Below are 14016 nucleotides of genomic sequence, written 5' to 3'. Positions count from 1 at the left end.
GTCGAAACGGCCCGGTCGGGTATTGCTTTCTTATTCGGTTGCAACGATTAGAGTTGGCGCAGTTCCTGCTTGATTTCGGTTTTGGACCGGGTTTGTTCGTCGATCTTTTTGATCACCCGAGCCGGAGTACCGGCGACGACACTGTTTTCCGGGACATCCTCGACGACGACGGCTCCGGCGGCGATGACGGAACCCTTGCCGACACGAACGCCTTCCAGGATGACGGCGTTGGCACCGACGACAACTTCATCTTCGATGATGACGGGAGTGGCCGATGGAGGTTCGATCACACCGGCGATAACCGCCCCGGCACCGATATGGCAGTTCTTACCGATGGTTCCCCGTCCGCCGACGGCTACGTTCATGTCGATCATGGTTCCTTCCCCGATCACGGCGCCGATATTGATGGAGGCTCCCATCATGATCACCGCGTTTTTGCCGATCTCCGCCTGGTCGCGGATGACAGCGCCGGGTTCGATCCGGGCCGGAATGTCTTTCAGATCCAGGAGCGGGATGGCGGAATTGCGGCGGTCGTTTTCCACCACCATATCTTCGATTTTGTCCCGGTGGGCTTTCAATACCGGCTGGACATCCTTCCAATCGCCGAAGAGCACACCGACATTTCCCGTAATGAAGGAGTGGAGGTTTGAGCCGAAGTCGATGTTCTCCAGGTCTCCCTTGATATGTACTTTGACCGGTGTCTCCTTTTCGCTGTTTCGAATAAATTCGATAATCTGGTTGGCATCCATCTGTTCCATCGATGAGCACCCTTTCTCTGTCGAAATCCTTGAGATTCGATCAATGGGCGGTGTCTCCGCCTCTGGTTTTCCTTAAAGTATAGCATACTCCCGTTGCACTCGAAAGAAGAACCCCGGGGAAAAAGGACCTCAAGCCTTTCCCCGGGGGTTGCGGTTTTGATCACTCCGCTCCGATGCCGGTGTTGGAACGGACATACAGTTCGGTGTATTTTTCCTCGGATTCGGTTTCCGGTTTGCTGAGGACGGTACCGAGATAGGCGCCCAAAAAGCCGAGAGGGACTGAAACCAGAGCCGGATTGCTCAGGGGGATGATCGCGTTTTCTTTGAGAAAGTTGGGCCCGAGGGCGACGATAAGAATACAACTGAATAAACCGGTCAAGATCCCGGAGACGGCTCCTGCCGTATTGAAACGCTTCCAAAATATCGTGAACAGAATCGCCGGCAGGTTGGCACTGGCGGCGACGGCAAAGGCCAGGGAGACGAGGAAGGCTACGTTTAAATCCTTGGACAGCAAAGCCAGGATGATCGAGACGATTCCGACACCGACGGAGGCCTTTTTTGCCACCCGCATCTGCTCTTGGTCGGTCGCTTTTCCCTTGCGCAACACATTGGAGTAGAAGTCGTGGGCGTAGGCGCCCGCCGCCGACATGACCAATCCGGCGACGACGGCGAGAATGGTGGCAAAGGCGACAGCCGCGATAAAAGCGAAGAAGAAGGTGCCTCCCACCGCCTGTGCCAGTAGCGGTGCCGCCATGTTCCCCGCCGGATCGGCGGCGATGATCTCCTTTTCCCCGACCAAGGTGGCCGCTCCGAAACCGAGAAAAGTGGTCAGAATGTAAAAGGAGCCGATGATAAACATGGCCCATACCACGGATGTTCGGGCCGCTTTGGCTGTCGGGACCGTATAGAAACGGATCAGGATATGGGGCAGACCTGCGGTTCCCAGGACCAGCGCCAGTCCCAGAGAGATGTTTTCAATGGGATTGGGAAACTGGAGTCCCGGCTCCAGGAAGCGCTGTCCCTTTAAGCGGACCGCTTCATTAAACATCGCGGTGACGCTGAAATCGAATTTGGCCAGAACCAGCAGGCTGAGGAGAAAGGTTCCCGCCATCAGCAGGACGGCTTTGGTGATTTGCACCCAGGTGGTGGCCAGCATTCCGCCGAAGACCACGTATAGGATCATCAAGATCCCGATCAGAATGATGGAGACCGTGACATCGATGCCCAGCAGAAGCTTGATCAAAGCGCCCGATCCCACCAGCTGAGCAATCATGTAAAAAGCGGAGATGGCCATCGTGGATAGGGCGGCGGCGGAACGGACCGGAGGAATTTTCATGCGGTAGGCCAGCATATCGGCGAGGGTGTATTTGCCGGAATTGCGAAGAGGTTCGGCCACGACTAAAAGGACGAGGAGAAAGGCGACCAGAAAACCGACGGAATAAAAAAAGCCGTCATATCCGTACAGGGCGATCAAACCGGCAATCCCCAGAAAAGAAGCAGCACTCATATAATCCCCGGAGATGGCCAACCCGTTTTGCCAGGCACTGATCGAACGGCCGGCGGCATAAAAATCCGTCGTCGACTGGGTCCGCTTGGCCGCCCAGTAGGTGATCAGGAGGGTCACCGATACAATGGCGAGGAACAGTAGAAAGGCTGTGGTCTTCAATGGGATTCCTCCTTCGACTTGGATGCGATTTCTTCTGTGTAACGATCCATCCGGGCGGCATGGCGCACATAGAGAAGGGCGACGATCCAGGCCATGATGATCTGAGACAGGGCAAACAGGTAAACGAGGTTGATCGATTCAATCACCTGGATGTTTAACCAGTCCGTATACCCGTTCAGAACGGGAAGAGCAAAATAATAGACCAGAAAAAAGAAGGTCGCAGACAGGATAAACCGCTTTTTCCGCGCCATCATCTCTTTGAACTGCGGAGTATCGGCCAATTGTTCCCAGTTCACCGATTTTTCGTCGTGTTGTTGAGGATTGACGTTTGGCAATGAAATACCTCCCTCTTATTTTTAGAATAGTATAGCAAAAAACGCAAATCAAAAAAAGCATATAAAAAGCATATGCTGTCGGTCGTAGGATAGAACATCATTCTTCAGTTAAAAGGAGTTCATCATTCGGACTGAAAGATAGGGATGATAGGAATAGATGTAAAATTATTTCTATCATCTCTTTTTCATATCGGATATAATAGAGATACCATATTTGGATGTTTTTCTCTTTTATGGATTTTCATAAGGGTCTGATTCGACGGAAGGGGGCTGTCATGAGACAGGCAGGGTGCATATCTGCGGTTTTGTTGTTGATTGGCAGTGTGTCGATCAGTGGTTGTGACCGGGTAACGGGAGACAACGAAAATACCGCGAATGCCAAGAGGGAGCCCCGAGTGTTGCATCTGACGACCGTTTCGGAGCCGCCCTCCCTGGACAGTGCCGTCACCATCGACGGTGATTCCTTTAATGTTCTCAACAATGTGAAGGAAGGCTTAATGCGTCTGAATCAGGATAACCGGCCGGAACCGGCTATGGCCGCGGGAATGCCGGAGGTAAGCGCAGACAAGAAGACCTATGTCTTTCAAATTCGAAAAGCCCGGTGGAGCGACGGGCGTGCCGTTAAGGCACGGGATTTCGAGTATGCCTGGAAGCGGGCTTTGGACCCCTCTTTGGAATCGGATGCCTCCTATAGTTTGCTTCCTTTAAAAAATGCAAAGGCATACCGGGAGGGAAAGGCGAGCCTCGATCAGGTCGGGGTGAAGGCGGTCGGGGATCGGACATTGAAAGTGAAGCTGGAGGAACCGACTCCCTATTTTCTCAGCCTGACCGCTTCGGCCGCCTATTTGCCTCAAAGGGAAGATATAGTGGAAAAATACGGAGAGCAGTATGCCGCGGATGAGGACAAGATGGTGTATAACGGTCCGTTTGTCCTGTCCCGCTGGAATCGGGATCAGAGTTTTCAGTATCGTAAGAACGATCGGTACTGGGATCGGAACCATGTCCGTCTGGATCGGGTCCATGTGAAGATCGTGGATGATACGACCGAGGCCGTCCACCGTTATACCTCGGGCCGAGCGGATGTGGCCCCTTTGTCCGAGGATTTGATCCAAGCGTTTAAGGGGAGCCCCGAATACGTGTCGGTATCCCGGGGGGCGACCTCTTTACTCATATTCAACACCGAGGTCGATTTCCTGTCCAATACCAAGGTTCGAAAGGCGCTCAGTCTCTCCATCGATCGGAAGAAGCTGGTCGAAGAGGTGCTGCAGAACGGTTCCCGACCGGCGGATGGCCTGGTTCCCGATACTATCCTCGGCTATGATCAGGAGCCCTTTCGGGAGAAGGCGTCATCGGAGCTGGAATACCGGGAGGAAAAGGCTGTCGAGCTGATGGAGAAGGGAATGGAGGAAATGGATTTCAGCTCGCTTCCCAAGCTGGAGTTAAACGTCAGCGACGACAGTCAAAAGAAGGTTGCGCTGTTTTTACAGGAGGAATGGAAGGATCACCTGGGTCTCGAGGTGGCGATTAACCCCCAGCCGATAGAAAAGAAACTGGAGTTGGAGGGAGGCGGACAATTTCAGTTGTCTTTGCTCCGTTGGATCGGTCGGTACAATGATCCGTTGAGCTTTCTGGAGATGGGACATTCGGAAAACGAGGCCAACTTCGGGGGATGGAAAAACTCCGATTTCGATACCTTGATTGAACAGGCAAAGGGGAATACCGATTATCAAGAACGGAGCGAGGATTTGGTGGAAGCCGAGAAAATCCTGACGGAGAAAGCGGGGATCGCTCCTCTGTTTTATGAATCCCAGGCCTATGTCCAAAAACCTTATGTGAAGCATTTGTACCGTTTTCCGATCGGGGCGGAATATGTGTTGAAATGGACCGATATGGAGGAGAAATACAAAAACAGCGGGGGATAAAAATGGGACACCCCTTCCGAATGGAACCTTGAAAGAGGAGGCCGATCTCGGTATTACCGGGTCGGCTTTTTTAGGGATATCGGCCAAACGACGATCAGCGGGCATGATGGGAGTTGCCCCGGTACTGATACCACTCGATTCGTTTCCATTTGATGGTCCCGATCTCTTCATAGCCGATCCGAAAATGACTTGAGTTCCCATGGGGTTCTCAAGTCATTTTTTCATTGATTGGGTAACACCCGGAGGATGTTCGACAGAAAACGAGTCCGTTGAAAGTTGCTACGGTTCTTTTTTCAATGAATCGATAAAAAAGTCTTGTCATTTTTCATTCCTCTGTTATATAATACAAAACAAGTTATCAATCTGTACCTTAACAGATTCGATCGCTTTTGATGAAGGGAGTGACGACATCCGTGAGTACCACTTCTTTTCCGTCCTGTATGGAAGTGAAAGGGAAGATCACTGATGCATACGCCGAGATTTTGACGCCGGAAGCGATGGAATTTGTAACTGAGCTGGCGCGACGTTTTTCCGATTCAAGGGATCAGCTGTTATATGACAGAGAGGAACGCCAACGGGAAATCAATGAGGGGAAAGGACCGGAGTTCCTTCCAGAAACGGAGGAGATCCGTAATCGTTCCTGGTCGATCGAACCGCTTCCCCATGATCTTCGAGATCGTCGGGTAGAGATTACCGGTCCTGCCGGAGACCGAAAAATGGTCATCAACGCCCTCAATTCCGGGGCCAAGGTCTTCATGGCCGACCTGGAGGACGCCAACTCCCCCACTTGGGAGAATACCATCCAGGGACAGCTGAATCTGCGGGACGCGATCAACCGAAACATCGATTTTACCGATTCCCGGGGAAAGAGCTACAAGCTGGCGGAGAAGCCGGCGGTGTTGATCGTCCGGCCCCGCGGATGGCACTTGGATGAGAAACACGTGCGGGTGGATGGCCGGCCGGTTCCTGCCGGATTGCTCGATTTTGGGCTTTATTTTTTCCATAACGCCAAAACCTTGTTAAAACAGGGTTCCGGCCCTTACTTTTATCTCCCGAAAATGGAAAGCCATCAGGAGGCCCGGCTTTGGAACGATGTCTTTATCTTTGCTCAGGAACAATTGAAAATCGCCCGGGGGACGATCAAAGCGACGGTACTGATCGAGACGATTACGGCCGCCTATGAGATGGATGAAATCCTTTACGAGCTCCGGGAGCATTCCGCCGGGTTGAACTGCGGGCGTTGGGACTACATCTTCAGCTATATCAAACGGTTCCGCAACCGGCCGGATGTGATTTTGCCTGACCGGGCCCAGGTGACGATGACGGTGCCTTTTATGCGGTCTTACACGTTGCTGGCGGTTCAAACCTGCCATAGGCGAAACGCTCCCTGTATCGGCGGGATGGCGGCGCAGATTCCGGTTCGAAACGATCCGGAGGCCAATGAAAAGGCACTGGCCAAGGTGCGGGTGGATAAGGAGCGGGAAGCCCTGGACGGTCACGACGGCACCTGGGTGGCTCACCCGGCATTGGTCGCTGTGGCCAAGGAGATCTTCGATAAGCATATGCTCCATCCCAATCAAATCGACCGAAAAAGGGAGGATGTCCGGGTAACCGCCGAAGATCTGCGCCGGGTCCCGCAGGGGAATATCACCGAAGAAGGTCTGCGCAACAATATTTCCGTCGGTCTTCAGTACATCGAAGCCTGGCTTCGGGGATACGGAGCGGTGGCGATCAACCATCTGATGGAGGACGCCGCCACGGCGGAGATCGCCAGAGCCCAGGTGTGGCAGTGGATTCGTCATCCCGAAGGAATCCTGGAAGACGGACGAAAGGTGACGGTGGAGCTTTTCCGCAAGATGATGGAGGAAGAATTGGCCAAGATCCGGGAGCGGATCGGGGAAAAGTCGTTTGCGGAGGGGAGGTTTGAAGAAGCGAAGGAGCTCTTCGACCAGTTGACCATTCAGGAGGCGTTTGAAGACTTTTTGACCATACCGGGATACGACTTGCTTTAACCATCCGGAAAAAAGGAGAGGGATTCATATGATCGATCAACAGGAAGCGAAGAAGCTGCAAGCGGAATGGGACCATGACCGGCGTTGGAAGGGGATCGAGCGCCCTTATACACCGGAGGATGTTTTGAAATTGCGGGGATCAGTGCGGATTGAGCATACGCTGGCCCGTCGGGGAGCGGAAAAACTGTGGGACTTGTTGCACGAGGAGCCTTATGTAAAAGCGTTGGGTGCTTTGACCGGAAACCAGGCTGTTCAACAAGTGAAGGCCGGTCTCCAAGCGATCTATCTTTCCGGTTGGCAAGTGGCGGCGGATGCCAACCTGGCCGGGCAGATGTACCCCGATCAGAGCCTGTATCCGGCGAACAGTGTTCCCCATGTAGTGAAACGGATCAATCAGGCCCTGCAGCGGGCTGACCAGATCGAACACGCCGAGGGCAATCATGATATCGATTGGTTTGCTCCGATTGTAGCCGATGCGGAAGCCGGGTTCGGCGGTCCCCTGAATGTATTTGAGCTAATGAAGGGAATGATCGAAGCCGGGGCGGCAGGGGTCCATTTTGAAGATCAGCTGGCCTCGGAGAAAAAATGCGGCCATCTCGGCGGCAAGGTGTTGATTCCCACAAAACAGGCAGTAAGGAACCTTCATGCGGCCCGGTTGGCGGCGGATGTGATGGGTGTCCCCACGGTGCTGGTCGCCCGCACGGATGCCAACGCCGCCCAGCTGATCACCAGCGATACCGATCCTCGGGACCATCGGTTCTTGACCGGGGAACGGACGGCGGAAGGATTCTTCCGTCAGCGGAGCGGTCTGGAGACGGCGATTGCCCGCGGATTGGCCTACGCCCCCTACGCCGACCTGATCTGGTGTGAGACGTCCACTCCTGATTTGGAGGAAGCCCGCCGGTTCGCCGAGGCGATTCACGCCGAATATCCCGGCAAAATGCTGGCCTATAACTGCTCTCCCTCCTTCAACTGGAAGAAGAAACTGAGCGAAGAGACCATCGCCCGGTTCCAGGACGAATTGGGCGAGATGGGATATCGGTTCCAGTTTGTCACTCTGGCCGGTTTCCACGCCCTGAACAACAGCATGTTTGAGCTGGCCCGGGGCTACAAGGAAAGCGGCATGGCCGCCTATTCCCAGCTGCAGCAGAAGGAGTTCGCCAACGAAGCGAAGGGTTACACCGCCACCCGTCACCAGCGGGAGGTGGGAACCGGCTACTTCGACGCCGTTTCCATGGTCATCTCCGGAGGTACTTCCTCTACGACCGCTTTGAAAGGTTCCACCGAGGAAGATCAGTTTACGGCATAATTTCTCAAACAAAAGCCGCCCCCGAGAATCGGAGTCCGGGGGCGGTTTGGTGTCATGGATGAAAGCGGACTTCAAGTCATCTCCTCCTGTCCGATGGGCCTTCCTGATATCGGAAACTTTTTTATGTTACAAAAAATAAAAAGGAATTCTGAGGATCATCAGCGAAGAAATGAAGCGCCGGGTCCAAAATCGGACCCGATTCATAATTGTACAGGGGGGGCAGCGGTTGAATAAGAAAGGGTTTCTCGTATTCCTATTGGTCGTGGTGATGGTTTTTTCGCCGGTTGCGGTACAAGCCCACCACGACGGAGAAGAAGCGGATCGCAGTCTGTTTAATGAAAAGCATTATGATTTCGTTAAGTATTCGAAGTTTGAGGAGACTCTCAAACAGTTGGAACAGGAGAGTCGCCGGGTTTCGGTGAAGGTGTCCGGTCAGTCGGCGGGGGGTCACGATATGTATGTGGTGACAGTCGCCGAGCCGGGTTCCCAAAAACACTTCAGCAAATACCGGAACATGCGCAAACAGATGTTTAAGAGTGAGATGAAGGCGGAAAGCTTCACCGGCAAAGATGTGGATTTTAAGGTGCCGATTTTGATCAACGGTTCCATTCACGGTACCGAGTTTGCCGGGAGTGATGCCGTTCTGAAGCTGTTGGAACGGTTCGCCACTCAAAATGATCCCGCCACGAAATCGATTCTGGAAAACAACGTTCTCATCTTTAATGTATCCGCCAATCCCGACGGGCGTTGGTCCGCCACTCGGTTCAATTCCGAAGGTTTCGACCTGAACCGGGACTTTATCACGCAGTCCCAGCCGGAAACGCGGCAAATGGTCGACCTGATCACACGCTGGAACCCGATGGTCCTGCTCGACCTGCACGGGTATGTGAAATACAGTGAGGAAAATCCCGGGTTGATGGAGCCCTGTACGCCGCCGCATAACCCCAACTATGAATACGACCTGTTCTCCAAGTGGTCCCAGGACCAGGCGGAAGCGATGGAAGCGGAAGTGGTCGGAAACCGGGATGCTTATGAGACGGACTTGTATCGGAATATGAAGGGGACCTACATTCCTCAGCGGGACGGCGAAGCAGGGTGGGACGACTATCCGCCGATCTTCACCCCGATGTATGCGATGTATCACGGAGCCTTCGCCTACACCCTGGAAGCCCCCACCAACGAATGGGACGGGGTTCGCTGGCAGATGGATGCTGTAATGGGGGCCTTGAAGTTCGCCACGGAAAACAAGGAAGGCATGATCCGCGATCAGCTGGAGATGTTCCGCAGAGGGATCAACTTCGATCATCCCCACCACAAGGAAGGTTTCTTCGCGAAGACGTATATCCTGCCTGTGGATGAGGATCAGCCGAATGCGACCCATCAAGCGGTGAACCATCTCATCGACAACGGGATCCGGGTGGAACGGGCCAAGGATGCCTTCCAAGCCGGAGGAAAGCGGTATCCCGCCGGCACGTTCGTGGTTCCGATGGATCAAGCGAAAGCCGGACTGGCAAACACCATGCTGTGGGACGGCGAGGATATCACGGAGGACACTCCGAACATGTATGATATTTCCGCCTGGAGTCTGCCGGAGTTATGGGGCTTCCAGGCTGACCCGGTGGATCAGTTTGTCGAGGCGGACTCTTCTCCGGTGAAAAAGAAAGTGAAAAAGCACGGCTCCTTGGAGGGGAAAGGTCCCTATCAGATTCCCAACCAATCGGTGGAAGCGGTCAACCTAGTGAATCACCTGCTGCAAAAGGGAATCCCGGTTAAGCGGGATCAAAAGGGTGACTTTTATGTGGAGGCTCAAAAAGGTTCCGTCTTGAAAAAGGCGGTGCGCCGGTCCGGTCTCACCCTTCATTCATCCTCCGTTCCGGAAAGAGCCCATTCCCTGGAATCGTTAAAAGTAGCCATCCTGAAAGACGGGGGAATCAACAAACAACAATCCCATGCCGGTACGAGAACGGCCTTGGAACGTCTCGGTTTCCAGGTGACGGAATTGCATCCCCGGACAGTGGCTGAAGAAGGGCTGGCCCCTTACGATGTTTTTGTATACAGCGGGACCTCCCGGATGATCTCCACGGAGTTGAGTAAAGCCAATAAGGAGTTCGGATTGGAGGATGCCGACCAGTACGAAGCATTTCAACGGAATGTGAACCAATTTGTGGACAAAGGCGGCAAATTTATCGCGGTGGGTTCCTCCGCCTCCGAGGCGACTGCCAAATTGGACTTGACGGAGGTGACCGTTCATCACGGCGGGACCAACAGCAACGGGATCGTCCATGTGGAGAACGGTGATACGGAACTGACCGCCGGTTACGGAGACCGGGACTTGGGCTTTGTTTATCGCCCGGGCTGGTACTCCGACACCGGCGGGGCGACGGTGGCCGCTTCCTACTCTGACGGGGATTTCTTCCACTCCGGTCACTGGAAAGGGAAGGATCAGGCCGAAGGACAACCCGTCATCGTCCAGGAGAAGGAACAGGATGTCACCCTGATCGGACTGGAACCCGGATTCCGCGGTCACACGGATTACCTGTACCGCTACCTGTCCAACGCCGTGTTCCATAAACAATAAACCGGACCGCTGGCCGGAATCGACCGGCGCCCGGTAAAACGAACCAAAAAGCGATCAAAAAAAGCCAGGCGGATTTTTCCGCTTGGCTTTTTTGGTGGGTGGGGAGGTTTATGGAATCGGCTGTCAGCCCGACAGTCTGGAGAACCCGGGTTGGCTGGGCGATCAATGAAGGCCGATATGGGTGGGGGTAGTGGAAATGGTGGTTTTTGGATTCCTTGTAGGTAGGTAGCTTAGAAACCAAACACTCGGAAAGGCGTTTTGGTTTCTGGTTCCGCGTTTCAATTCCTCATAGGTAGCTTAGAAACAATCCGGACCTACCTAGGAGAGATGAGGATGAATGAACGTTTCAATTCCTCGTAGGTAGCTCGGAAACGAGTACGCAGAAGGAAGCACGCAGGAGATCAGCTAGTTTCAATTCCTCGTAGGTAGCTCGGAAACTCCTTTTTTGCCACCGGAATTTCCGGGGTCGTTGATGGTTTCAATTCCTCGTAGGTAGCTCGGAAACTAGTAGAGACAATAACGAGTTTCAATTCCTCGTAGGTAGCTCGGAAACGTGAAGCCGTAAGGAGGGTTTCAATGATCCAGAATTTAACGTTTCAATTCCTCGTAGGTAGCTCGGAAACCAACATTACCCCTGCTGAATTGTCCAAGAAAGCCGAGTTTCAATTCCTCGTAGGTAGCTCGGAAACACATCTTCACAGTCAGACTGAAGAGAACCGTTCAAAGTTTCAATTCCTCGTAGGTAGCTCGGAAACGGATCACCCCAAATTGAGTTAGTGGCGCCTCATCCAGTTTCAATTCCTCGTAGGTAGCTCGGAAACCCCAAAAAAGCCCATGACGAAGCCATATCCCTTTATCCATAAGATACCCAAAAATCCGCCTTAGTACAATGCCTTTTTCCGCTTTTCCCGTTGAGAACAAGGGATTCAGCGGTTTTGTCAATGTCGTCGATCCCCGGGGGTTTTTACCCTACCGGACATCGACGACAATTTCGTTGCACGAAAAGTTTATATACGGCAGGGGTCTAGCAACTGCCTCGGAGTTGATGATTAGTCGGAGGTAGAAATCCGGTGTTCGACTGAGAAAGGTAAGTTGAGTGTCAGATTTCAGTATTTTGTAGGTAGTCTAGTAACTCGAGCCGCCGGAGCAAACCCGAGAGGTGGAATCAGGTTTCAATTCCTCGTAGGTAGCTCGGAAACCACAGCAGAAATTACGGAACATGATGCTGATTGTGGGGTTTCAATTCCTCGTAGGTAGACTAGAAACGAGCGGGTCTTTTTGGAGGAGGAAGCATGATGGACGTCCAGTTTCAATTCCTCATAGGTAGACTAGAAACGCGGCATCAACGAACAATCTGCACAAGATCATGATCGAGTTTCAATTCCTCATAGGTAGACTGCAAACTGAGGAACCAGGGGGGAACTATGAACAGACAGACTAGTTTCAATTCCTCATAGGTAGACTGCAAACCGATGAACATGAAGTTCAAGAGAATCGCAGTCATCAAGGTTTCAATTCCTCATAGGTAGACTGCAAACCTTCTTTCCAAAAAGGCCCTTGAATATGATGTTGAGTTTCAATTCCTCATAGGTAGACTGCAAACTGGTAGTGGGGTGCGGCAGTGCCGTGCCATGCACACAAGTTTCAATTCCTCATAGGTAGACTGCAAACCCCAAAAAGGCCCATGACGAAGGCATTTCTCTTTATCCATAAGATATCCTAAAATCCGCCTCAGTACAATGCTTTCTTCCGTTTTTCCCTTTAAGAACAAGGGATTCACCGGTTTGATAAATGTCGTCGATCCCCGGGGGTTTTTGCTCTACTGGACATCGACGACCCTTTCGTCATACGAAATAAATGCCCAGCATGGATCGATTCTTGCTTGGGCTTTTTGTCTACGAAAAGGTTTGGAAAATGGCCCATTGGGATGTTTTTCCCGGTTTGATTTTAAAAATTGTACTTCAGACATATTTGGGGGCAATCATAACCGACTCCTTCACGTAGAGGGAGTCGGTTATGATTTGGATTCCTTTCCACATGGCTTGATACCGGGTGGTTTTCTCTCTCAGGATTCGAGCCGGTTCGAATGTTTCTTCCTCTGACAGCGGACGCATTAACTGATGATTGGAATCAGTAATCCGGCTAGAAGCAGGATGATGGCTCCGCCCAGCCGGGAGGAAATCTGGGCAAAAGGCATCAGTTCCATCCGCTTTGAGGCCGAGAGGACCGCTACGTCCCCCGTTCCTCCCATGTTCGCCATACATAGTCCCGCCGTGATTGCCGTTTCGATGGGATAAAAGCCCACCAGTTTTCCAATGAGACCGGAGCCCAGAGCGGCACCCAGCACAACCGAAAATACAATGAGCACATATTCGATGCTGAGAGCATTGAGTACGGCCTCAAGGTCCGTGTAAGCCACGCCGATTCCGACGAGGAGTGCCAATGTCCAGTTTTTCGCCACAAACCCGTACCACTGGCTGGCGCCTTCTTCCACGGTTTCCGGCAATAATTTGAATATTTTTGCCAGAGCTACCGACAGGATCATGAGGGCGTATGGGTGAAGGGGAATGAATTCTGCGAGAACCTGACCCAGTAAGAAAAAGATCAGAGCGGAGAGTAATCCTGCGCCCATCAGTGCGATGTCAAACTTTGGCTCTTTTTTGGCTCGAACATCCATGTTTTTCATCAAACGGCCGTTCCCCGACAACTGTGGTACCCTCTTACCCAACTGATCCAACAGACCTCCGAAGATGATGGCGAACACATTCCCCAAAGCCAGAGCAGGAACAAGCACCGAAAGATAATACGTCGGTTCTCTTCCCATCAATTCCGAGTAGATTTGGGATATAGGAACAGCACCTGCTCCCATGCCTCCCCCCATGATCGGCATCGCGATCACCAGGACGGCTTCCTTGATGTTGAAACCGACAAGCAATCCGGTCAGTATCGCCATGAAAATGGAACCCGACAAACCGGCAAGGAGAGGCAGGCCATAACGAGCTCCTGCCTTCACCAGCAGATGGGGATTCATCCCCAGGATACTGCCGGTAATCAAAGCGGCAATGTAAAAGTTCAAAAAACCGCCGGACTTCATGAATTCCGTAATTGTTGTCACCGTTTCCTTCGGCATGAGGCCGCTGTAAACCATATATGCTGAAGCGAAAATGGCCACCATGGCACCGCCGCCCAGAAAACTCCGTATGACGGGTGTATGATCCCCGATCCATCCGAACAATTCCCCGAGTACGATCATCATCAAAAGAGCCCCGATCATCCCTTTAGGTAATAAGTCCAAATACATCGCCGTAATCGCCAGCGCGGTAAAAATGGTGAAAGTAAAGACGGGAATACTGAACAATGAAAGCCCTTTCAAACGGCTGTATAAGAATCCGCCTACCGCATCTGAACGGATACTTTGTCTGTTCTCTGCTGCCAT

General features: G+C 52.6%; 8 protein-coding genes and 2 CRISPR repeat arrays. Of the genes, 4 read left to right on the top strand and 4 right to left on the bottom strand.

Translation table 11 applies throughout. The annotated features are described in order from the left end of the window. Positions 1-47: 47 nt before the first annotated feature. The 3 genes from dapD to CHM34_RS10570 form a co-directional block, all read right to left on the bottom strand. Positions 48-758 carry a 2,3,4,5-tetrahydropyridine-2,6-dicarboxylate N-acetyltransferase gene (gene dapD, locus CHM34_RS10580; RefSeq protein WP_094264584.1) on the bottom strand — a complete coding sequence of 237 codons (711 nt, stop codon included), beginning with the start codon at positions 756-758 and terminating at the stop codon, positions 48-50. A gap of 160 nt (positions 759-918) precedes the next feature. Continuing rightward, positions 919-2424 (bottom strand): solute symporter family protein, encoded by a 1506-nt coding sequence (locus CHM34_RS10575; protein ID WP_094264583.1) that lies wholly within the window; start codon positions 2422-2424, stop codon positions 919-921. Further along, positions 2421-2759 carry a DUF485 domain-containing protein gene (locus CHM34_RS10570; RefSeq protein ID WP_206093791.1) on the bottom strand — a complete coding sequence of 113 codons (339 nt, stop codon included), beginning with the start codon at positions 2757-2759 and terminating at the stop codon, positions 2421-2423. Before CHM34_RS10570 ends, CHM34_RS10575 begins: the two co-directional genes overlap by 4 nt. Positions 2760-3034: 275 nt before the next feature. Between CHM34_RS10570 and CHM34_RS10565 the strand changes: the two genes are divergently transcribed. From CHM34_RS10565 to CHM34_RS10545, 4 genes are all read left to right on the top strand, one after another. Beyond that, on the top strand, positions 3035-4681 hold the full coding sequence (locus tag CHM34_RS10565; protein ID WP_169713693.1) for a peptide ABC transporter substrate-binding protein: 1647 nt from the start codon (positions 3035-3037) through the stop codon (positions 4679-4681). 440 nt (positions 4682-5121) lie between these two features. Then, entirely contained in the window at positions 5122-6693 is a 1572-nt protein-coding gene (gene aceB / locus CHM34_RS10560; protein ID WP_439116325.1) for a malate synthase A, read from the top strand. A gap of 28 nt (positions 6694-6721) precedes the next feature. Beyond that, positions 6722-8002, top strand: coding sequence for an isocitrate lyase (gene aceA, locus CHM34_RS10555; RefSeq protein WP_094264581.1), 1281 nt, complete (start codon positions 6722-6724; stop codon positions 8000-8002). A gap of 226 nt (positions 8003-8228) precedes the next feature. Next, positions 8229-10580 (top strand): M14 family zinc carboxypeptidase, encoded by a 2352-nt coding sequence (locus CHM34_RS10545; RefSeq protein WP_240511976.1) that lies wholly within the window; start codon positions 8229-8231, stop codon positions 10578-10580. A 275-nt stretch (positions 10581-10855) separates the two neighbouring features. Beyond that, positions 10856-11401: direct repeats of the CRISPR family, unit length 30 nt; unit sequence GTTTCAATTCCTCGTAGGTAGCTCGGAAAC. Between the two features lie 347 nt (positions 11402-11748). Next, a CRISPR array of direct repeats spans positions 11749-12251; the repeat unit is 30 nt; unit sequence GTTTCAATTCCTCGTAGGTAGCTCGGAAAC. 442 nt (positions 12252-12693) lie between these two features. Here CHM34_RS10545 and CHM34_RS10535 read toward each other — a convergent pair. Beyond that, entirely contained in the window at positions 12694-14016 is a 1323-nt protein-coding gene (locus CHM34_RS10535; RefSeq protein ID WP_094264578.1) for a 2-hydroxycarboxylate transporter family protein, read from the bottom strand.

This window comes from Paludifilum halophilum, from assembly GCF_002245355.1.
Classification (GTDB): Bacteria; Bacillota; Bacilli; order Thermoactinomycetales; family DSM-45169; genus Paludifilum; species Paludifilum halophilum.
The sequence above is the reverse complement of the archived record's forward strand: the minus strand, read 5'-3'. Positions and strand labels throughout refer to the sequence as shown.

Coding starts and splice junctions, on each gene's coding strand:
- CHM34_RS10565 (WP_169713693.1), top strand. CDS start 3,035: ATGAGACAGGCAGGGTGCATATCTGCGGTTTTGTTGTTGATTGGCAGT.
- aceA (WP_094264581.1), top strand. CDS start 6,722: ATGATCGATCAACAGGAAGCGAAGAAGCTGCAAGCGGAATGGGACCAT.
- aceB (WP_439116325.1), top strand. CDS start 5,122: ATGGAAGTGAAAGGGAAGATCACTGATGCATACGCCGAGATTTTGACG.
- dapD (WP_094264584.1), bottom strand. CDS start 758: ATGGAACAGATGGATGCCAACCAGATTATCGAATTTATTCGAAACAGC.
- CHM34_RS10535 (WP_094264578.1), bottom strand. CDS start 14,016: ATGGCAGCAGAGAACAGACAAAGTATCCGTTCAGATGCGGTAGGCGGA.